Here is a 21665-nt window from a genome sequence, read left to right on the forward strand (position 1 = left end):
GTGGAAATTTACAAAAATCTAAATTTCTGCCGATGTAAGAAGAAAATCGACACTTCACCAAGATTTCAACCTTTTTATAAGGCAAGCGCGGATGAAGGAACAACAGCCTCAAACTCAACAATAAATCTGGCCCCGGCCTTTTCCGTATTTTCTACACGTATGCTGCCACCAAAATCCTGGATGATGCCATAGCTGATCGACAGACCTAGACCAACGCCTTTCCCAACTTCTTTAGTCGTAAAAAAGGGGTCAAAAATTTGATCCTTATTTTTAGGATCGATACCTGTTCCATTATCTTCGACAATCACAATCGCAAGCTGGTCAATATGCCGGAGATAAACGGAAATTTTCTTCTCTCGTTGACCTTCCATGGCATCCGCAGCATTACGCAACAAGTTTACAAAAACCTGCTCTAAGCGAACAAGGTCACCTTTGACAAAAACCGAAGCACCCAAATCCTGATAATGCAACTTAATTTCGCCCGGCTTCCAAACAGTCTCCATCAAATTAATCGCGTTATTTAAAGCTTCTCTCAGATCGACTTCATGATACTCAACAGGTGCCTTCTGAGCGAAACTTTTCAGCTCGCCAGTAATGTTACTCATTCTTTCGGTCAAAGAAGAAATCTCTACCAAAGACTCCTTCACGCTTTCTTTTTTCCCCTTGGCAAGAAGTAAGCGGGCACTCGCAGCGAAAGTCCTTATTGCCGCCATAGGCTGGTTAATCTCATGCGCAATCGCAGTAGACATCTGCCCCAGAGCCGCAAGTTTCCCTGTCTGGACTAGGTCTTCCTGTGTTTTAAGCAGTTGTGTTTCCGTTCGCTTTCTTTCGTCAATCTCTAACTGTAGCTTTTTATTGATAATCTGAAAGCGATCTGCCTGACGCGCCCGTTGAGCTGATCTCAGTTTTTCCCGACGCTCACGCAAAAAAAGGCTTCCCATAAAAACCAACGTCAACAGAACAGCCCCGATAATCCATGCGGTTCGCTGCTTCTCTTCGACAAGATTCAGGGGAGTCAAAAAATGCATAACCCATCCAGGTTTCCCTGTATTCCGTTTCAGAGCGAGGTACTTTTGTCCTCCAACTTCGAAAACATCACCATTAAAAACTTTATGAAGTCTTAGATTAAGGGGTAATAGTTCTGCGCCACCAAATTGACGGTTCCCTCTGATATTGGCCAAAGCCACATCATCTACGGGGGAAATAGTTCGATATCGCCAGTCATCCCGGCTAGAAAGAAAAACAACCCCGTTTTCATCTGTCACAAAGACATGCTCACCCCCATCATGCCATTGTCGCTGTAAGGGCCTCATATCAACCTTTGCAACGATAACACCTCTGACCCCGGTTTTATCGTGAACAGCGTGGGACATGAAGTAGCCAGGCACTCCTGTTGTTGCGCCAACAGCGAAGAAACCGGACTCACGGCCTTCAATGGCGTCTTTATAGTAAGGACGAAAGGCATAGTTATGCCCAACAAAAGATCTATCCTCTAGCCAGTTCGAAGCGGCAAGTGTGGTACCTTTGCTATTCAAAACATAAAGGACATCTGATTCTGCTTTTTGGTTAGTCGCTCTCAATGAACGGTTAACTGCTATTGCGACACCTCCTCGCCCATCGTTCTCACTCAATAGCTTTTTTATCCCCTCATCCCTCGAAAGAACAAAAGGAAGATAGCGATGTTTTTCCAGCGCAGAGCGTAATGTTCCTTGATACAGCGACAACCTTTCCTGCCCGACGATAGACAAATCACGCGTAGCAATAAGGCCGACCCAGTACCCTGCCCCATAAACAACAGCAACCCCAAATACCAAAGCCCCTAACCAGAGTAAGAATACTTTCCATGAGATTTTTTTGGGTATTAAAGACATATCATTTCAAGCGGATAGCAACATGCTGATCAAAGATCTTAGTTTTGTTACAGTTTTTTATGAATAAGCTGATCAAGGGATGATAGAAAACGCGACCGATCCTGTTTTGTAAAAGCAGGTGAATAGCTTTTCACTTCACCGCTTTCGCGTAAGTTTGTCATTAGATCCCTGACAGCCAATGTCATTCCGATAGCATCTTCAGTAAAAATTTTTCCTTTTGGGTCTAACACCTTTGCACCTTCTGCCACACAGCGGGAAGCGAGCGGAATATCCGCCGTTATAGCGATATCCCCCTGTTTAATATTTTCTGCAATCCAGATATCAGCAGCATCAGGCTCTTCGGGGACGACGACTGATGTGACCAAAGGATGCCGACCATATCTGAGCCAAGTATTGCTCACCATATGAACCTGAAGGTTATGCCGTTCGGCAACCTTCACGATCTCATCTTTTACCGGACAGGCATCACCATCTACATAAATTTCCACCGCGTGCTCCGTCTTAAACTTCTATCTCGGGCATTAGATCTAAATAACCATACTGAGCTTTGATCAGAAGCAACCATTCTATTTAATTCATCAAATTATTGATTCTTCTTGTCAAAACCCAGTTCATTCTTCCACCAGTTTGGAAGAGCAAAAGCACCTTTATGAACCGCTGCATTATAATGTTTGCCATCATGCTCGGCATAGGGGTTTGAATAATTATAACCATCTTTACTATAGAGGAAAAAACCGAATTCGGCTCCAGGATACATCGGAACAATCGAACGATAGACATCCAAGTGGGGAAAGAAGCGACCACTGCGCATAATCTCGAGTAAACTGTGATCTTCTTCACTAGAGGCTTCCTGCAAGAACCTGATACGATCTTTCCCAATAAAGACGCTATCAGAATCGATGCAAACACCGTCATCTTTAAGAATGGCAACCAAGTTATCCAAAAATTCTTCAGTAAAGAGACTGGCTGACGGTCCCACTGGCTCAGTAATATCCATGAAGATAAGATCAAATTGTTCTTTTCGATCCAATGCCTCGATGACATATCGTGCGGCATCATCACAGATCAATTCAACCCGGGGATCATCATAATCCCCGTTAATCGCCAAGTATTCGTTGCTAAGTTCAATAACACGGCGATCTATTTCAGCCATAACAACCTTCTCAATATTGCCATGAACCAGGAGTTCCCGAAGCAGCCCTCCATCACCACCACCAACAATTAACGCGCGCAAGTTCTCCCGCTTACGTCCCAGCACGGGGACATGAACAGCCATCTCATGATAGATAAACTCATCCGCTTCTGATGCCTGGATTAGATCATCCAAAATCAGAACACGTCCGAAATCCTTGTGATCATAAATTTCAATTTTTTGGAACGGACTTTGCTCGCTGTGCAAAAGCTCCATCTTCATAGCATGCGTAAAGCCAATCGCCCCGGGATCTTCATGCCACCATGTACTAAAATCAATTTTATCAGCCAACTGCTCGCCCCCATTCAAAAATATCAACGACGTATAGTAAAGCACGACCAGCTACACAATCATAGAGAATGTATCAGGCAATATTAATGGTACTCTCAGCTTATAAAGCGGCTCTATTATTAATTAACAAATGGCCCTACAAGCCAGATCCGTTTTATGGGATCCGTTTCAGGACTAGTTACAGGCAACACCACCATACGGATGACAAAAAATGTGTACGAATTCTCTCGGCCAGCCAATCGGCCCAATTGTGAAAAATTGGACAGAACCTAAGCGACCGATTCTCATGATAATGGACGGTCATTACTGTAAACTGGAGAAACTAAATCCTCTTCGCCATACAGAAGATCTCTTTGAAGCAAACTCTCTTAGCAAAGAGGATGGAATATGGGCCTATCTTGCCTATGGTCCATTTGACAAACTCGAAAGCTATCAAGAGTGGGTTATAGATATGGCAGCAAAAAGCGATCCGCTTTTTTATGCAATCGTTGATAAAAAAACGGACAAAGCACTTGGTGTCGCAAGTTATCTTCGTATCACACCAACAGCAGGCTCTTTAGAAGTTGGCCATATTAACTTTTCCCCTGCGCTCCAAAAAACGGTTATGGCGACAGAGGCAATGTATCTAATGATGCGTCATGTTTTTGTTGAACTTGGTTATCGGCGCTACGAATGGAAATGCAATGCATTGAACGAAGGTTCAAAAATTGCTGCAAAACGTTTAGGCTTTACCTACGAAGGCACTTTCAGACAAGCAGGAGTCGTCAAAGGAAGAAACAGAGATACAGCCTGGTTCTCTATTCTTGATCACGAATGGCCCATCATGGATCAGGCTTTTTCTCGCTGGCTTGCTAAAGATAACTTTACAGCTGATAGTCAACAGCTCACCAGCTTATCCGATTTTGTCAAAGAGATCCGGCAAGAACAGGCTGCGCAAACGACTAAATCCATAACTTAATCAAACCAACTTGAAATAACATTGAGGCTTTTTTTATTTAAGGCTTCTTCGGGAACAGTTGCTGTCGTTGATGGGTGCCCTGCAACAATGATCATAACTGGTTTCTCATGCTTGGGCCGGCCTAATAATTCTCTCAAAAAACCCATCGGACTAGGCGTGTGGGTCAGGGTTGCCAAACCGGCATTGTGCAAGGCCGTGATCAGAAAACCACACGCTAGTCCCACTGACTCCTGTATATAATAATGTTTGATTTTCTCGCCCGTATTGGCATCAATGTCATAATTCTGCTGGAAAACAACAATCAGATAGGGTGCAATTTCTAAAAAGGGTTTATTGGGGTCAGTTCCAAGCGGCGCCAAATCCTTTAGCCAGACTTCACCAGCCTTTCCGGCATAGAACTCTTCCTCTTCAACTTCCGCAGCTTTCCGTATTTTTCGTTTCATCTCCGGATTACTGACAATAGCAAAATGCCAGGGCTGCTTGTTAGCTCCAGATGGGGCCAAGCCGGCTGCCTGAACAGCATTTTCAATGATCTTCCGGTCAACTGACTTTGACGAGAAATCCCGGATCGTTCGACGCCCCTGCATCAACTGAAGGAAGTCACGAGAACATTGCAACCTTTTTTCTTCTGAATAGTCAGGTAACCCGGCAAACGGTACGACTCGAAACTCTGCAGACATAACGCCTATCCCCAATCTCTTTATCTTGAAACGATAGAAACGATTCCCCCTATATCCAATACTCAGAAAGATGCTTAGGATCGCTTCCTCAATAAGATTTTTCAAAAGACTAACACAGTTAGGAAAAATGACCAGATCCCGGCATGTATACCTAGGAGGAGATCAAATCTGTATCAATACAGAGAACAAGTTAAAATCGATATGCAGTTAGTTATGAAAAATACACCCGTGAGCATCATTCTAAAAAAGAAAAAGACCCCTAAAAAGGGATCTTTTTCGTTGGCTGGGACGGCAGGATTCGAACCTGCGAATGCCGCTACCAAAAAGCGGTGCCTTACCACTTGGCGACGTCCCATCAGATGTGGGAGAGAAAATAGCGTTACTTCCGAGGAAGTCAATGGTCGAATGCTATTTTTTATCACATTTTTTTAATTATTTTTTTTATCATTCTTTACGGATATTTACCTCTTTTAAACCTGAATGCTTTACCCCTTACCCTGATATTGATTATCCTTATTTAAAATAGTGAGGGGTGATCAGATAAAACATGCCAATTAAGGCACCCACCCGGAGCAATTCTTGCTCTTGAAACGCCGAATCTAAAACACAGGGAACTGGAATTGATGAGCGACGATAAGCTTAAGTCAGAAGACGAAAAGCCAACCAGCCGCAAATCGCGCCAGCAGACGACACGCAAGACCACTGCGAAAAAATCATCTGCCAAGTCGAAGCCTCAAGAAAAAAACACGTCAACTTCGACAAAGAAGCTTGCTGCAAAGAAAGCAACCACAGCAAAAAAAGCAGTTGCGAAAGCGAGCACTTCTGCAGATTCAAAATCAGCAGAGAACGAAAAAGCGTCTAACTCTCAGAAAAAGACAGGCCCTGTCGCTAAAACAGTTACGACAAAAGCAAAAAGAGTTCCGGAAAAAAGCAAGTCCGAGCCCACAAGCGCATCCACAAAAGGTGCACCAAAAATAACTGCACCCTCTATGTCAGGAACAACAAATAAAACAGATACAAAAATAGGGTCAGCAAACTCTGAAAAAAATATCCGTACCCCCAAAGGAAACATCAAATCCCCAACAGCGGATCCCAAAAACGCCATAACACGCCCAAAGAAGGGCTATTCACTTGCAAAAATGATCACGGTTGCGGCGGTACTTTTCCTTGGCGTACTAGTGGTGTTCTTGATCGGTAAAGATTCAATTCTTACAGAACACACCGACGAAACTCCGCCGACAGTCGTAAAGGCGACAGATGATCCAAATCCAAATGCCAGCTCACCCTATGGCATGCGTGTTGAACAGTTAAAGGAAATTGAAGGATTGCTTGCAGACCTGAACTTTGACCCAGGCCGGATCGATGGTGAGATTGACCACGAAGCTGTAGCTGCAATTAGCCTATTCCAAGAAATTTCAGGTCTTCAGGTGGATGGAAAACCAACGCCAGATTTACTTGACGAGCTAAAAGCAGTCGATGAAATGCTTAGCAATTAACGAACAAATCAACTCGAAATAAGTGAGGTGTGTTCCCTCTCGGTAAGAACACACCTTGTTTACCACTAACTCAATACAGCGGGCTGTACCCACCACTCCTTGCGAGTGTTTCTAATTTCTGCCGCAGCCATCCTGGCAGCAACTTGACCTTCATAGAGACCATAACAAGTCGCACCACTTCCGGACATCCCTGCAAAAAGGCAATCTGGTCTGTCTTTTAAGGACCTGATACTATCAGAGATTATTGGCTCCAATCGTTGTGCAGGAGCCGCCAAGTCATTACCAGAAAAGTTCAGATAATCTATTAACTCTGGTAGATAACATGTCTTAGGCAATTCGGGCACAGCCTGTGAGAACTGGCCTTTCAATTCTCTAAAAATTTGCGGTGTGGACACCGGACATCCTGGATTAACGAGTACACAGAAAAGATCAGGTAACCGAGGTCCTGTTTTTAAAACGTCCCCCACACCTTCCATCCATGACGATCTCTCCCTTAAACAGACAGGAACATCGGCTCCGATTTCGAGTGCGAGATTATCAAGATTATCAATCGCCTCGGGATCAACATTCCACAACCTCAAAAGCCCTCTAATGGTTGCAGCTGCATCTGCCGATCCGCCACCAATACCAGATGATATAGGTAAATTTTTCTCTAGCGTTATGGTCGCACCTTTATCAACGCCTAAAAACTTTTGAAGTTTACGTGCAGCTTTGATGACAAGATTATCATCATCACGACTGATCCAATAATTCCTAGCCTCGTGATCACTCGCTCCAGCCAAATCGCTGCCGAAAGGCCCTGTAACTTGGAGAGAGAAATCAGAAGATGGCTCTATAAAAAGTTGGTCGCCAATGTTGGCAAAAACCACCAAGCTTTTCAGAAGATGATAGCCATCCCCCCGTTGCCCAGTAACCTGCAAAGATAAATTTATCTTTGCAGGGGCAAATTCGATAATCTGTTTCATCGAAACGGATCTATCCCATTAAATCTCAGATGTATCGCCAACGATGCCTTGATCGATCTTGATTCGAATCAACTCGACCTGCTCTTCTTCAGGTTCGAAGCTAAGAGCACGCCGCCACTGGAATCGCGCTTCATGCTTGCGTCCAACCTGCCAATAGGCATCCCCTAGGTGATCATTTATTACAGGATCTTCAGCTTTAAGTTCAATGGCTTTTTCCAGATACTTAACGGCCTCATCAAACTTCCCGAGGCGGTAATATACCCACCCCAGACTATCAACGACATATCCATCATCAGGACGAAGTTCCACCGCCTTGATCAACATGTCTTCGGCTTCTTCCAGATTTTTTTCCAGCTCGACCCAGGAATAGGCCAGATAGTTCAACACATGTGGTTGATCGGGTGACAATTCCAGCGCCTTTAGAAAATCAGCTTCAGCCTTTGGCCACTTCTTAATACGCTCGTACGCAATGCCACGGAAATAGAACAATGACCAATAGCGGCTATCATTTTCATCAATCCGATTAATGGCTTCACCATAAGCGTCAGCCGCTTCCGCATACTTTTCTGATGCCCGTAGCATATTGCCTTTTCGAAGGTGAGGCTCAAAGCGTTCCGGACGAAGGTCTTCTAGCTGCGCCAAAGCAACAAGAGTTTCTTCTTCCTGCCCCAAAGCATCCAATTCATCCGCAATTCTCAGCCCTATTGTCCAAGCATAAGGAGAATCCAACGGGATCGTTTTATAGAGATCAATCGCCGCACGACTACGGCCTTGTGTTTGCATAATTTCGCCCACGAGAATCTTTGCTTCTTCGTAATCCGGACGTAGTTTCAAAGCCTGATTTGCATAGACTAGGCCAGTATCATAAGCCTTCTCCTGCGCATGCAAGCTGGCAAATCCAAAAAGGATTTCAGCAAAAGCATCGCCGGGCTTGGAAATGATTCTTTGTAATTCTTCATCAGAATCCAACCGGGTCAACGCATGAGCAGCAATCGCATTTTCCGGATCTTGTTCCAGATAGGTTGAGATTAGTCCACGCGCAGCTTCTTTATCACCCTGGCGACTGAGGAAATCAGCAACAATGTTAACCTGTCTCAGTGTTGGTTGCTCAGATGCACCCAACAACGCCAAATAATCTTTACGCGCATCATCCGGGCGTCCGCCTAAGTCCTTCAAAAGCGCAATTTGAATCCCATAAAGAGATTGAAAACCTTCTTTTTTTGAAAGTGGCTCCAAATTCTCCAATGCTTTATCAAGATCATTTTGCGCAAGATCAGTCCAAGCCGAGAACATTGGCTCTAGAATCGTATTAACACCAACATCCGGCGTTGCTTCAATTCGCTCTCTTGCAGCATCCCAATCTTCACGTTCGACCGCATCTATCACAAGGACCAAATGAGCTAGAGATTGTTGTGGAGAGACATCGAGCAACCGTTTTGCCAAATCTAACGCCTCATCATCACGCCCGGTACTTGCCGTGAGCAAAAATGAACGGGCAAGGAGACGTGGATCCTCTGGTGATGCTTCTAATGCATGGAGCATAAGCTCGGTCGCAATCTCATAATCACGATTATGACCCGCGACAAGTCCTGCCAAATAAGTTCCCGATGCAGAGCTATTGGCCCGCACAATAGGATGTTCAGCACCAAGATCAGCGTAACCTTGCTTACCATCGGTATCACTCTGAGCAGTTGTACACGCGCCAAGAATAAGCGCTGTTCCTGCAGAGAAAATAAAGCGTTGTAAATATTGTTTTACGAACATAGAGCCATGGCGAGGCAAATTGTCCTCCTCTTCGCCAGACAAGAAGTGACAGCAGTCTACCCCTCTAAATGCCTAAGGCCAAGCACCTGCTGCACAATATAAAGTGACTACATAAAAAAACTGACCACCTTATCTATTAAAGTGGTCAGTTTTTCTAAATTTAAAGGACTCTTATACCGGATAAGAATCCGATTACCTTAGTATCTTTGGCCTACATATTCGGATAATTTGGTCCCCCAGCACCTTCTGGTGTGACCCAGTTAATATTTTGGGTCGGATCTTTGATGTCACAGGTTTTACAGTGCACACAGTTTTGTGCGTTGATCTGTAGCTGCGGATTATTGCCATCGTCATCCCGAACGATTTCATAGACACCTGCCGGGCAGAACCTTTGTTCCGGTGCATCATAAATTGCCAGATTGTGGGAAATCGGCACAGAAGTGTCTTTTAGCGTTAAATGGACCGGTTGATCTTCCTCATGATTTGTCCCTGATATAAAGACAGAAGAAAGGCGATCAAACGAAAGTTTCCCATCTGGTTTCGGGTAATCAATTTTAGGCATGTCAGCGGCGGGTTTCAGACATTCATGATCATGATGTTTATGCTTGAACGTCCATGGTAGTTTGCCGCCAAAGACCTTGAGATCAATACCCGAGTAAAGCATCGATCCCCACAAACCAAACTTGTTGAAAGCTGGTCTGAAATTTCGGGTTGCATATAGTTCTTCGTAAACCCACGACTTTTTATATGCATCAGGATAGGCAGAAAGAACAGGCGGCGTTTCCTCACTAGCAGTCACCGCATCAAAAGCAGCTTCCGCAGCAAGCATACCCGTCTTCATTGCGTTATGACTTCCCTTGATTTTGGCAACGTTCAGGAAACCAGCCGAACAACCGATCAAAGCACCACCAGGGAATGCGAGGTCTGGTACAGATTGTAAACCACCTTCGTTCAGAGCACGCGCACCGTATGAAATTCTCTTACCACCTTCGAGCATTTCAGCGATTGCTGGATGCATCTTGAAACGCTGGAATTCACCAAATGGAAACAGATGTGGATTTTCATAATCCAAGCCAACTACATAGCCGACATAAGCTTGACCATTTTCAAGATGGTAAATGAACGACCCGCCCCAGGTATCGCTTTTCATCGGCCATCCGGCGGTATGAACAACAGTTCCAGATTTATGCTTGGCTGGATCAAGTTCCCAAAGCTCTTTCATGCCGATGCCGTAGGTCTGAGGATCACAGTTTTCTCTCAGATCAAACTTTTCCATCAAACCTTTGCTGAGGGATCCACGACAACCTTCGGCAAAGAAAGTGTACTTGCCATGCAGTTCCATGCCCGGCATGTAAGAATCTTTTTGCTCACCCGTTTTACTGATGCCCATATCACCAGTGGCAACACCTTTTACGCGACCATCTTCATGATAAACCACTTCTGAAGCTGCAAAACCGGGATAAATTTCAACACCTAGTTCTTCGGCGCGTTCACCGAGCCAGCGACATAAGTTACCCAAAGAAATGACATAATTACCATCGTTATGCATTTGGCTAGGAAGCAAAGCAACAGGAAGATCTACTGATCCCTTTTCACTGAGAAGCATAAATTTCTCGTCAGAAACAGGAGCATTAAGTGGCGCACCTTTGTCTTTCCAGTCCGGAATAAGCTCATCCAACGCTCGCGGTTCGAACACAGCGCCCGAAAAAATATGCGCCCCGACCTCTGAGCCCTTTTCCAACACACAGACCGAGACTTCTTTTCCCTGTTCCGCAGACAACTGACGTAGTTTAATTGCTGCGGACAAACCAGCTGGCCCCGCCCCGACAATAACAACGTCGTATTCCATAAATTCGCGTTCCATAGCCCTCTCTCCAATTCGAGCCGTGAGCTTTGCGGCTTATCTCGCCGCTTCCCCTCAAATTACAATCAGCCACATGATTCAACAAAAATCCACAAGTAGCCACATATTTTTATTATTTTGCGATGAAATTATCACCTGCACATAGTTTTCAGCATCAATTTATAGATATTATCGCGCTGCAGCAATTTAACAATAACGACACAGAACAATCAAAAACTACGAAAAGGATTTGCAAAAATCCATAGGCATATGAAACGAGGCACAATACAGGCAAACAATTATTACAAGAAAAGTCATACATTTTACAAACATCCATGGATCAACAGCAATCTTTGCTTTAAATAAAATCAATCCGGCAATAATAATTAGTCAGCATGTCTTCCATGCTCCGCTGGATATTGGGCCACGAATCAAAGAATTTTAATTGGCCGAAGAATTTTAATTGGGACGTTTGATAAAGAAATATGACCGCCGAAGATTGGACGCGAGACGAATTATTAGCAGCTCTAACCTGGCAACTTGATGCCGGGGTCGATGAAGCTATTAGTGATATCGCCATAGACAGCTATGAACTCAGTCAGGAACAAACTCAGGCCGCAAAAAAATCCCAAACACCTAACACTTCCTCCCAGATCACAAAGCCTGGTGTCCAAGCCGCACCACCTGTCCCACCAAAAGCAGCAGCCAAACGCGTTCTTCAATCGCTTCAAAAAACATTAAACGAAGCTCAGAAGATCGCGAGTAGCGCCAACAATTTACCCGATCTGGCAAACGCCCTCGCTTCCTTTGATGGCTGTTCATTGAAAAAAACGGCAATTAATACTGTCTTTGATCAAACGCCCTCTAAAGCAAACTTAATGATTATTATGGGTGCTCCTCGTGCCGATGAAGATCGTGAAGGTAAAACCGTAGCCGGATCGAACCGCAAGCTTATGATAAACATGCTCAAGGCAATCGACCTCAACATAGAGGACGTTTATCTGAGTTCCTGCGTTTTCTGGCGCCCCCCAGGTGATAAAAAACCAACCGTCAATGACCTTGCCTGTTGCAAGCCTTTTATTGATCGTCAGATAGAGCTCGTCGCTCCCAAAGCACTCGTTCTTATGGGGGAAAGTACTTTGAGAGGTTTCATTGATCCCGATGCCAGTTTGCTCCGTCAAAGAGGGAAGTGGCTCGAATACAGCACACCAAAAGGTGAGATCATTCCAACCATTGCGACTTTTGCGCCCCATATGCTACTCAACACCCCTCGGCAAAAAGCTCTGGCATGGCAGGATCTGCGTGAAATCAAATCTAAACTTGCATAAATCACCTTAACTCCTTCTATAAAGAGAGAAATTAAGTGCAGCTTCTTCACTCTTTCGTAAGGAGAACAGGTGTAATTAAAATTCTAGACAAATTTTTGACGTAATTGAGAGCTATTGCCCCAGAAGCCACAATTAACTATTTTCTATTATGGTTAACGGGGACATCACTAAGACGTAAAAAGTAGCTCTGCAGATTTAGTTCACCTAGCTTGTCAGGGGAACTGGTTTTGTTGGGGTTTCACTGGGGGAATTTCATTTCGTTATGACAACATTCATGCGCGCACTTTTCAAAGCAGCGAACCATTGTATAGAAGCGACGAAGCTTTGCTGTTTGTTGTTATTACTTCCGACCACAGCCCTCGCCTCTGCTAAAGTTGACGATAAAGTCTCTGGTACTCAAACCCAGGCGACACAAAACTTTGTGATTCCAGAAATCCTCAGTGACGAGGATATAAAACACTACACCAGAATATTTGCCCGCCAAGAACAGGGCCGCTGGAAAGACGCTGACAAGCTAATCCCCAAACTCGATAATAAAATCTTACTCGGCCATGTTCAGGCACAAAGATATCTACATCCCACGGCCTATCGGTCAAAATACAAAGAACTCAAAACGTGGCTCGCACAATATGCTGACCATCCTCAAGCTGATATCATCTACAAACTAGCCCTGCAGAGACGCCCCAAAAATTACAACTATCCCCAAAAACCCGTCCGCTTTAAAAGCGCGCCTTATCGCGCCTATGGTAAAAACTACAACTATCGTTCAAGTAAAAAGCTATCCAAAGCGGATAGAACCAAAGCAAACCGTCTTAAAAGACAACTGCGCCGCAATGTTCTGAACACACGCCTGTCGATTACCGAAGATGTCCTCAAATCAGCAAAGGCAAAGCAGCTTCTTGACCCCATAGAAATCAATGAAACTTATGCACAACTGGCTGCCGCTTGGTATTACTACGGAAAAGATAAAAAAGCTTATCAACTAGCCCAAAAGGCAACTCAGTCCAGAAAATATGTACCTTCTGCAGATTGGATTGCAGGGCTCGCGGCATGGCGTTTAAATAAAACCGAAGAAGCGCGCGATCATTTCGCCCACCTTGCCAAAGCCTCACGTAGTAATAGTTGGATGCGCTCATCGGGTGCCTACTGGGCGGCCAGGGCTAACCTAAAGTTGAAACAGCCTCAGGATGTGAGTAAATATCTCTATCAGGCAGCAGAATATCCGCGGACATTTTATGGCATTCTCGCACGCAGAGCACTAGGCTTGGAACTCACCTTTGACTACCAAGCACACCAGTTAAACGACATCACGGCTAAAACACTGCAAAGTCACACACCAAGCAAAAGAGCACTGGCTTTGATACAACTGGGGCAAACAAAAGAAGCAAAGGCAGAATTAAGCCGTTTGGTCGGCAGCATCGAAGGAAATGAGATACCCGCATTTTTACAACTCACCGAACACACAGGCATGCCTGAACTCGCCTTCCGGCTTGGCGCCAGATTGGCAGCAGAAGAAAAACAGGAAAAGCAAAATCCCGCAGAGAACCGGGGCGTCATAGATGCAGCCCTGTACCCAATCCCCAAATGGGAACCAGAAGGGGGTTTTGAAATAGATCGCGCTCTTGTTTTTGCCTTCATGCGCCAAGAATCATCGTTTAATCCCAACGCAAAAAGTCCTGATGGCGCCCGCGGCCTGTTACAATTAATGCCTCAAACAGCAAGCTACATATCCCAGGGACAAAGCTTTCGCGGCAAAACACGTAACCAGCTATTCGATCCTTCGCTAAATCTGGCTCTGGGACAGAAGTATTTAAGCTATCTGCTTAACCACAACTATGTCGAAGGTGATCTCTTTAAATTGGCTACAGCCTATAACGGCGGCCCGGGCAATTTAGGTAAATGGGAACGGAAGATCACCTATAATGATGACCCCCTACTATTTATTGAAAGTCTTCCCTCTCGTGAAACCAGGTCGTTTATTGAGCGGGTTTTGACGAACCTTTGGATCTATCGTGCACGATTGGATCAATACTCTCCCTCGCTGGATACTCTTGCTGCTGGGCAGTGGCCTAGATATGAAGCACAGGACCAATACAACGAAAACTCTGAATCGGATGTAGCAGAGAATGCCAAAACTAGATGAAACCCGCCCGTTCCTTCCCGTTAACATTGCAGTTATGACCATCTCTGATTCCCGGACGGAAGCTGATGACAAATCAGGTGATGTTCTGGAAAAGATGATCAAAGAAGACGGACACAATGTTTCTGCACGATCCATCATCAAAGATGACATCACTGCTATCACATCGCAGCTTCAAAGCCACATTAACAATCCGGAAATTGATGTAATCATCACAACGGGTGGAACAGGTGTAACAGGCCGCGACACAACCCCAGAAGCATTCAAAGTTGTTATGGAAAAAGAGATCGAGGGTTTTGGCGAGCTCTTCCGGTGGATCAGTTATAGTAAAATTGGTACATCAACAATGCAGAGCAGAGCAATCGGCGGCGTGGCAAAAGGCACATACCTCTTTGCTCTTCCCGGATCACCTTCAGCTTGTAAAGATGGCTGGGGAGAAATTCTGCGTTCACAACTGGATAACCGCCACCGCCCGTGTAATTTAGTCGAGCTAATGCCCCGCCTACAAGAACACCTGCCCTCAAGCAGTTAATCAACACTGGAAACGACAAACTTAGCATCTAAAAACTCAATATGATGTGCTAAGTTAAAATCCTCTATAAACCGCCAGATACATGAAGAGTACATCAAAGCATAATGGAACATCACAGCGGTAGTTTAACTGGTCTCGCAATCGTTGTTGTTGCTGCACTTGCCTGCGGTATTGCCATGCGAAAATTCAAGCAACCGCCTGTGCTTGGCTATATTTTGGCCGGCGTCTTTTTAGGCCCTTCTGGTCTAGCCCTTGTTGAAGACAGAGATAACATCTCGACCCTTGCCGAACTTGGTGTGCTGATGCTGCTCTTTGTCATCGGCATGAACTTGTCTTTGCGCGGCATAAAAGAAGTCTGGCAGGTCGCCGTTATAACCACAGCCGCACAAATAGGTGTCGGTGTCGGCGGGATGTGGTTGCTCGGACAATTCATGGGTTGGGACTTCGAATTAATCCTTTTCTTTGGATTTGTTTTTGCCCTCTCGAGTACGGCTGTCGCCGTCAAGATGCTCCAGGAAATAAACGAATACGGCACACGAATTGGGCAGGTGACCATTGGTATTTTGATCGCGCAGGATCTTGCCGTGGTTCCCATGATGCTTTTTGTCAGCTCTTTTGGCTCAGAAGGCGGTATAGGCACATCCGCTTTTATCAAGGTTGGCGTTTCAATCGGCATCCTCATTCTCCTCTTTATCTTCTTAAGCAAAAAACGAGGATTACAGATCCCCTTTGCCCGTTCGATCGGAGACAATGAAGACCTCACTCCCTTGGCCGGAATGGCCTTTTGCTTTGGCGCCTCTGCCTTTTCAGGTCTGATTGGGCTATCTGCTGCCTACGGTGCATTTCTAGCCGGGCTGATACTCGGAAATTCGGCCAGTCAGAAAGTCATGTCGCGTCAAGTGGCCCCGATTCAAAGCATCTTACTGATGGTGTTTTTCCTATCCATCGGCATGCTACTGGATGCCCAATACATATGGGACAATCTGGGCCTCGTCTTCTTCCTTGTGCTGTTTGTCGCGCTCTTTAAAACAGCCCTCAACATTACCCTGATCAGATTTCTGGGCGAAACCTGGCCGCGTGCCTTCCTGTCAGGCTCTATCCTTGCACAGCTAGGAGAGTTCTCATTCATTCTTGCTGCTCTTGGTGTCGGGGCCGGGGTTCTCGACGACGAAAACTATCGGCTGGTTGTATCCGTTACTGTGATATCACTTTTCACCAGCCCCTTTTGGCTTTTCACCGCCAGAAGGCTACACCAGATCACCCAGCTTGGAATCACCTCTGGTGCAGAGACCATGCGCCTGACTTATGGTCCTGAAGTTGGGGCTATCATGCGCACATCCAGTCTCGCGGAAAAAATACTGATGCGTACAGGGCAAAGCGTCTTGTTAAAATGGTTTCCAAAATTTCAGGAACGCTTACTCCGCCCTAGAACCAAAGATAATACAAACAATGCTGCTCTTGCACCAAGCGGAGAAAACCCTTCGGATCTCTCTGAAAATGAAACCGAAGCAGGTAAAGACCAGAACCCCACAGAAATCAAAACCTAATGCCTGATTTCTCGAGAGAACAAAACTTCGACCAAGAACTCGGCATAAACAACGCTGTAATTGCCGGTGTTGACGAAGTCGGTCGTGGCCCGTGGGCTGGACCAGTGGTAGCGGGAGCAGCATGGCTGGATCGCGAGAAAATACCATCGGCTCTCATCTCAAAGCTTGATGATTCAAAAAAACTCTCGATAAAAAAACGTGAAGATATAAACGATGAGCTTTATGATTTGCATCAACAGGGCGTTATAAATCTCGCCTTGGGCGAAGCCAGCTGTGAAGAGATCGACGAACTGAATATTCTTCAGGCATCCATGCTTGCTATGCAACGAGCGATCTCAAACCTGGCCGTAACACCACAGGCCATTTTGGTTGATGGCAACAAAATTCCAAATTTTCCCTGCCCTGCACAAGCTGTCGTCAAAGGCGATGGTATTAGCCTGTCCATTGCTGCCGCATCTGTCATCGCAAAGGTGAATCGGGATCATCAGATGTTTGAATTATCGATTCAGTACCCAGGTTACGGTTGGGAAAAGAATCAGGGGTACGGCACTGCTCAACATCGAGCCGCACTACTAGATCTTGGGGTTACCCCTGCACACCGCCGCACATTTCGCCCAATTAGAGAGCGACTCGAGCTAAACGACTGACTCCAATGACTCTTTACTTGACTCTTCTAACAAAAAATACTTGACCGCGACTCCACGGTGACTCAATATAGGGGACTCGAGTCAAGAGGAGTCTGCTTTAGTGAAGAAGAATGTTGTCCATCTCGGTGAGTGCGTCGAGATCATGAACAGCCTGCCTGAAAAGTCTGTTGATGTGATCTTTGCGGATCCACCGTACAACCTGCAATTGGCGGGTGAACTTACACGTCCGGACAACTCTAAAGTTGATGCCGTCAACAATGACTGGGACAAGTTCGATAGTTTTCGTGCCTATGATGAATTCACCTGGAATTGGCTCAAAGCAGCCCGCCGCGTTCTGAAAGAAAACGGAACACTCTGGGTTATTGGCAGTTACCACAATATATACCGTGTTGGTGCCCTCCTCCAAAATCTTGATTACTGGATGCTGAACGATGTGATCTGGCGCAAGTCAAATCCCATGCCGAACTTCCGTGGCAGACGCTTTACCAACGCGCACGAGACAATGATCTGGGTCGCCAAATCTAAGACTTCAAAATACACCTTCAATTATGAATCAATGAAGGCCCTGAACGACGACATTCAAATGCGGAGTGACTGGTTGCTGCCAATCTGTAACGGTGGAGAACGCTTAAAAAACAGCGAAGGTGACAAAGCTCATCCGACTCAGAAACCCGAATCACTGTTACATCGCGTCATCCTTTCTTCGACAAAACCCGGAGATGTTATTCTCGACCCCTTCTTTGGCACAGGGACAACAGGCGCAGTTGCCAAGAAACTCGGCAGACAATTCATCGGTATCGAGCAAGATCAGGAATACGTCAAAATCGCAACGAAACGTATTTCTCAGGTCAAGCAGTTGGATGACATTAACCTTGTCTCCATAGAACAAAAACGCGAACAGCCACGCATTCCTTTTGGAACGCTTATTGAACGCGGATTACTTGAACCCGGCACGACACTTTACGGTCCAAAAAAGAAATATTCGGCGAAGGTTCGTGCCGACGGCAGCCTGATATCAAATGAATTTCAAGGCTCTATCCACAAAGTCGGCGCCATGGTGCAAGGTGCATCAGCCTGTAACGGCTGGACCTATTGGCATATGGACGCAGAAGGCCGAGAGGTTTGCATTGACGTCCTCCGCCAACAAGTTCGTGCTGAGATGACCAACTAAAAATCCTTCTCTGATCAAATAAAAAAGCCCGCAAAAGTGGGCTTTTTTATTTTTGATACACTCGAAGAAGAGCTTATAATAATCAAATCGAAAAAATTAATGAATTCACAGATACAAGCTATAAAAATTCAAAAGCCACTAGCTCAAATTGATAAATTACATTCATCTATTTCATTTCAAGTTTCTTTTTCACCAGCAAGAGGCGTGCAATCATCTCGGCTTCATCATAAAGAAACTTGCCACCACCGGGGCAATAAGACGCCAACATAACAACAGTGTCTTGCATAAAATTGTCATCAGGAAAGCAATCATCCAAAGCTACCTCTATCTGATTAGCAAACTTTAGAGAAATATCCTCTCTCCCAGTAAAGCCTTCAATTAAATTAATTATTCTCCCACTTTGCTCGTCCAATTTCATCTTTCTCTGCTTAAGCCTACATATAATCCGCATGACGAAGGATCTTTTTCATCACCGTAGGTAGTGCCAACCCAGCAAATTCAGATTTGTGCGCCCATTTTCCCTGCACAGCCTCTGCCACAACATCAAGATCTTGCGAAAGTTTTGTCGTCAGAACAGTGATTTCGAAATGAAAATGTGTGAAGGTATGCTTCACAATGCCGTCCAGTTTCGCCCATTGCGCCAATTGCTCGAACTCGGGATTACGCTCTGCGTCACCCTGCTCTATCCAATTCCCCGTTGGCACTTCTGTCATCCCGCCCAATAATCCTTTCTCAGGTCGCCGTCTTAATAGAGCCCCTCTTTTCTCTGACAATAAAAGATAAGCATAGGCACGCCGGGTTGGCTTTTCTTTTTTTGGCGCTTTCTTGGGCAAAGCCTCGGCAATCCCAGACTTTCTGGCAAGGCAAACCACCTGAATCGGGCAAATTACACAACCGGGCGATCTCGGCGTACATATGGTAGCGCCCAAATCCATCATTGCCTGCGCATAATCCCCAGCCCGATCAATCGGCGTTTCCTTCTGGGCAAACTTTTTCATCTCGGATTTTACACCCGGCAAGGGATCTTCAAGTGCATAATAACGAGCAATCACACGTTCCACATTGCCATCAACGACTACCGCCGAGCGACCAAAGGCAATCGCCGCAATTGCAGCCGCAGTATAGGGACCAACGCCAGGAAGCTTTAATAACGCCTCTTCTGTGTCAGGAAAAACGCCCCCCAGTTCCTCTGCAATAACTTTGGCACATTTATGTAGATTGCGCGCTCTTGCATAGTACCCAAGACCAGCCCAGGCACTTAGGACACTGTCCAATTCTTCTTTGGCCAGATCCTGAACTGTAGGCCAGGAAGTCAGAAACTTTTCGTAATAGCCCTTAACAGTCGCAACAGTAGTCTGCTGGAGCATTATTTCACTCAGCCACACACGGTAAGGATCTGCAAAAAGTATTTCAGGATTGGCACGTTTCTGTCGTGGCGACAGACGCCACGGTAACTCACGGGCATGCCTATCGTACCAAGGCAAGAGTTCTTCTGCGATCATTTGAACCAAAAAAGTAACCTGTATTCACTTATCTGAGCTAAGGAAATATGCCCCAAGCCGCTTTTAAGTCTAAAACTTACGAATCGGTTCTGTTTTACCCGATCTCTGAGCTATACTCCTTCCCAACCGCGATTAGATCAACTAAAGAAGACCTTTAGCACGACAGAAATACGACAAACTCCGCGATCAAGGCACACTGACCAGCCATGGCAAAAGCAACCAAGCCTCAAAAAGCAAAAAAATCGCAGAAGAAAGAAACCAAAATTCCAGAGGTTTCAAGCCGTCGGCGCAAATCCATGCAACCTATCGCCGCCACACTTCCCCGACTTACAAAACGTATTACCGGAAAACGTGGTTTTGCAGAAGCGGGCCTTATTGAAGACTGGAGTGTCATTGTCGGTAAAGATCTGGCGAACCAATGCCTGCCCATAAAGTTACGGTACCCAAGTCAGGGGATCAGGAACGACGGGACCTTGCTCATCAAGGCTGACCCAGCTTTTGCGCTGGCTATCCAACAGCAAACGCCTCAGATCATCGAACGTGTTAACAGTCACTTTGGTTACCGTGCAATTGCACGCATATCTCTTCAACAAGGGCCTTTATACAAACCAGAAACAAAGCAGGCGCCCGAACTCCCCAAGCTATCAGTTAAAGAACAGCAGGACATAAAAACAGAGTTCTCCAATGTCGAAAATGAAGCCTTGAGAACATCTCTGGAAAGGCTTGCCGCAACTACCCGCGCCAAAAACAAGATCAACAAATAGTGAGCGAGGCACATTGCCCTATTGCCGCCATAGTTGTCTCTAGACTAGGGTAAGGACAAATTTACATAGATTTTTATATCGACTTCGCAGTTCAGGAACATTACAGACAATGAACAGACGGCTTTTTATCCGCAACGCAGCGGCTTTTGCATTCAGCTTTCCGCTCGCCGCTTCCCTTACCAACATTTCTTCAGCCCAGGCTGCTGGCGAAGTAACAGAAAATGATCGTATTCTCGGCGATAAAAATGCGCCTGTGACAATTATAGAGTACGCGTCACTTACTTGCCCTCACTGTGCGAACTTCCACACAGACACAATGCCAGAGATCAAGAAAAACTGGATCGACACAGGAAAAGCGCGTTTGGTTTTCCGTCACATGCCATTGGATGGCGTCGCCCTTCGCGGTGCAGCCGTTGCCGAATGCCTGGAAGGTGATCGTTATTTTTCCTTCCTTGAGTTGCTCTTCCAACAGCAAAAAACCTGGGCCTTTGGTGGTGCAGCAAAAGAAGAACTCCAGAAAATGGCACTTCTTGCAGGCATGAATAAAGATCGTTTCGAAGAATGCTTTAATGACGAAGCAACCTTGCGCCGTATCGTGACACAAGCACAAGAAGGCAAGACATCGTTCGGCATCAACTCGACACCAAGTTTCGTCATAAACGGTGAAGTCTTCCCTGGTGGTCGTGATTACGACGCCATGAACGATCTTCTGGAAGATGCTTCATAATAAATAGAAATCAAATTTCAAAATCCGCAAAGGCCCCATGGTACACCATGGGGCCTTTGTTCTGCTTCTTAGCATCAGTCTATTAACCTGAAACGGTTGTATCTGAGACTGTTGCAGAAGACCGCCCATAGAGTTACAGTTTCTCCTATGATAACCGAAAAAACGGTGCTTACTCAGGGACTCAGGATAGTAACTTCAAAGATTAACCTGACCTTGCGGGGGGACAATAAACCATATCAGGGATTCG

General features: G+C 45.6%; 19 protein-coding genes and 1 tRNA gene. 10 read left to right on the forward strand and 10 right to left on the reverse strand.

Going from position 1 to position 21665, the window contains the following annotated elements:
• Positions 1 to 74: 74 nt before the first annotated feature.
• From WH96_RS01785 to WH96_RS01795, 3 genes are all read right to left on the reverse strand, one after another.
• On the reverse strand, positions 75 to 1871 hold the full coding sequence (locus tag WH96_RS01785; protein WP_047762403.1) for a sensor histidine kinase: 1797 nt from the start codon (positions 1869 to 1871) through the stop codon (positions 75 to 77).
• Between the two features lie 47 nt (positions 1872 to 1918).
• A complete protein-coding gene (locus WH96_RS01790; protein WP_047762404.1) occupies positions 1919 to 2359 on the reverse strand; it encodes a YaiI/YqxD family protein in 441 nt (146 codons plus the stop codon).
• A gap of 95 nt (positions 2360 to 2454) precedes the next feature.
• A complete protein-coding gene (locus WH96_RS01795; protein WP_047762405.1) occupies positions 2455 to 3354 on the reverse strand; it encodes a fused MFS/spermidine synthase in 900 nt (299 codons plus the stop codon).
• 211 nt (positions 3355 to 3565) lie between these two features.
• Here WH96_RS01795 and WH96_RS01800 point away from each other — a divergent pair, with 211 nt between their 5' ends.
• Positions 3566 to 4312 (forward strand): GNAT family N-acetyltransferase, encoded by a 747-nt coding sequence (locus WH96_RS01800; protein ID WP_047762406.1) that lies wholly within the window; start codon positions 3566 to 3568, stop codon positions 4310 to 4312.
• Here the strand turns inward: WH96_RS01800 and WH96_RS01805 are convergent.
• Positions 4309 to 4992, reverse strand: coding sequence for a nitroreductase family protein (locus WH96_RS01805; RefSeq protein ID WP_047762407.1), 684 nt, complete (start codon positions 4990 to 4992; stop codon positions 4309 to 4311). The two genes, WH96_RS01800 and WH96_RS01805, sit on opposite strands and share 4 nt — an antisense overlap.
• A gap of 280 nt (positions 4993 to 5272) precedes the next feature.
• Positions 5273 to 5347, reverse strand: a tRNA-Gln gene (locus WH96_RS01810).
• 268 nt (positions 5348 to 5615) lie between these two features.
• On the opposite strand from WH96_RS01810, the gene WH96_RS21015 reads away from it, so the two are divergent.
• Positions 5616 to 6488: a peptidoglycan-binding protein gene (locus WH96_RS21015; RefSeq protein WP_053005553.1), complete on the forward strand. Its 873-nt coding sequence runs from the start codon at positions 5616 to 5618 to the stop codon at positions 6486 to 6488.
• A 65-nt stretch (positions 6489 to 6553) separates the two neighbouring features.
• Here the strand turns inward: WH96_RS21015 and WH96_RS01820 are convergent, their stop codons facing one another.
• From WH96_RS01820 to WH96_RS01830, 3 genes are all read right to left on the reverse strand, one after another.
• Positions 6554 to 7453, reverse strand: coding sequence for a 4-(cytidine 5'-diphospho)-2-C-methyl-D-erythritol kinase (locus WH96_RS01820; protein WP_047762408.1), 900 nt, complete (start codon positions 7451 to 7453; stop codon positions 6554 to 6556).
• Positions 7454 to 7471: 18 nt separating this feature from the next.
• Positions 7472 to 9235, reverse strand: a complete 1764-nt coding sequence (locus WH96_RS01825) for a tetratricopeptide repeat protein (protein ID WP_156176663.1) — start codon at positions 9233 to 9235, stop codon at positions 7472 to 7474.
• 193 nt (positions 9236 to 9428) lie between these two features.
• Positions 9429 to 11081, reverse strand: coding sequence for an electron transfer flavoprotein-ubiquinone oxidoreductase (locus WH96_RS01830; RefSeq protein ID WP_047762410.1), 1653 nt, complete (start codon positions 11079 to 11081; stop codon positions 9429 to 9431).
• 464 nt (positions 11082 to 11545) lie between these two features.
• Here WH96_RS01830 and WH96_RS01835 point away from each other — a divergent pair, with 464 nt between their 5' ends.
• The 6 genes from WH96_RS01835 to WH96_RS01860 all read left to right on the forward strand — a co-directional run bounded on the left by WH96_RS01835 (position 11546) and on the right by WH96_RS01860 (position 18425).
• On the forward strand, positions 11546 to 12388 hold the full coding sequence (locus tag WH96_RS01835) for a uracil-DNA glycosylase (RefSeq protein ID WP_047762411.1): 843 nt from the start codon (positions 11546 to 11548) through the stop codon (positions 12386 to 12388).
• Positions 12389 to 12650: 262 nt separating this feature from the next.
• Positions 12651 to 14531: a lytic transglycosylase domain-containing protein gene (locus tag WH96_RS01840; RefSeq protein WP_053005555.1), complete on the forward strand. Its 1881-nt coding sequence runs from the start codon at positions 12651 to 12653 to the stop codon at positions 14529 to 14531.
• Positions 14515 to 15060, forward strand: coding sequence for a molybdenum cofactor biosynthesis protein B (gene moaB / locus WH96_RS01845; RefSeq protein WP_047762412.1), 546 nt, complete (start codon positions 14515 to 14517; stop codon positions 15058 to 15060). The genes WH96_RS01840 and moaB overlap by 17 nt, the downstream gene beginning before the upstream one ends.
• A gap of 104 nt (positions 15061 to 15164) precedes the next feature.
• Entirely contained in the window at positions 15165 to 16607 is a 1443-nt protein-coding gene (locus WH96_RS01850; RefSeq protein WP_082130269.1) for a cation:proton antiporter, read from the forward strand.
• Positions 16607 to 17254 (forward strand): ribonuclease HII, encoded by a 648-nt coding sequence (locus WH96_RS01855; RefSeq protein ID WP_047762413.1) that lies wholly within the window; start codon positions 16607 to 16609, stop codon positions 17252 to 17254. The genes WH96_RS01850 and WH96_RS01855 overlap by 1 nt, the downstream gene beginning before the upstream one ends.
• 142 nt (positions 17255 to 17396) lie before the next feature.
• Complete coding sequence (locus WH96_RS01860) at positions 17397 to 18425, forward strand: site-specific DNA-methyltransferase (protein WP_082130270.1); 1029 nt, start codon at positions 17397 to 17399, stop codon at positions 18423 to 18425.
• Between the two features lie 166 nt (positions 18426 to 18591).
• Here the strand turns inward: WH96_RS01860 and WH96_RS01865 are convergent, their stop codons facing one another.
• Positions 18592 to 18843, reverse strand: a complete 252-nt coding sequence (locus WH96_RS01865) for a hypothetical protein (protein WP_047762787.1) — start codon at positions 18841 to 18843, stop codon at positions 18592 to 18594.
• A gap of 16 nt (positions 18844 to 18859) precedes the next feature.
• Positions 18860 to 19927: an A/G-specific adenine glycosylase gene (gene mutY, locus WH96_RS01870; RefSeq protein ID WP_047762415.1), complete on the reverse strand. Its 1068-nt coding sequence runs from the start codon at positions 19925 to 19927 to the stop codon at positions 18860 to 18862.
• 206 nt (positions 19928 to 20133) lie between these two features.
• Between mutY and WH96_RS01875 the strand changes: the two genes are divergently transcribed.
• Positions 20134 to 20691: a DUF721 domain-containing protein gene (locus WH96_RS01875; protein ID WP_053005559.1), complete on the forward strand. Its 558-nt coding sequence runs from the start codon at positions 20134 to 20136 to the stop codon at positions 20689 to 20691.
• Positions 20692 to 20800: 109 nt separating this feature from the next.
• Positions 20801 to 21418, forward strand: coding sequence for a DsbA family protein (locus WH96_RS01880; protein ID WP_047762416.1), 618 nt, complete (start codon positions 20801 to 20803; stop codon positions 21416 to 21418).
• The last annotated feature ends 247 nt before the right edge of the window (positions 21419 to 21665 follow it).

It is taken from the genome of Kiloniella spongiae, from assembly GCF_001026905.1.
Classification (GTDB): domain Bacteria; phylum Pseudomonadota; class Alphaproteobacteria; order Kiloniellales; family Kiloniellaceae; genus Kiloniella; species Kiloniella spongiae.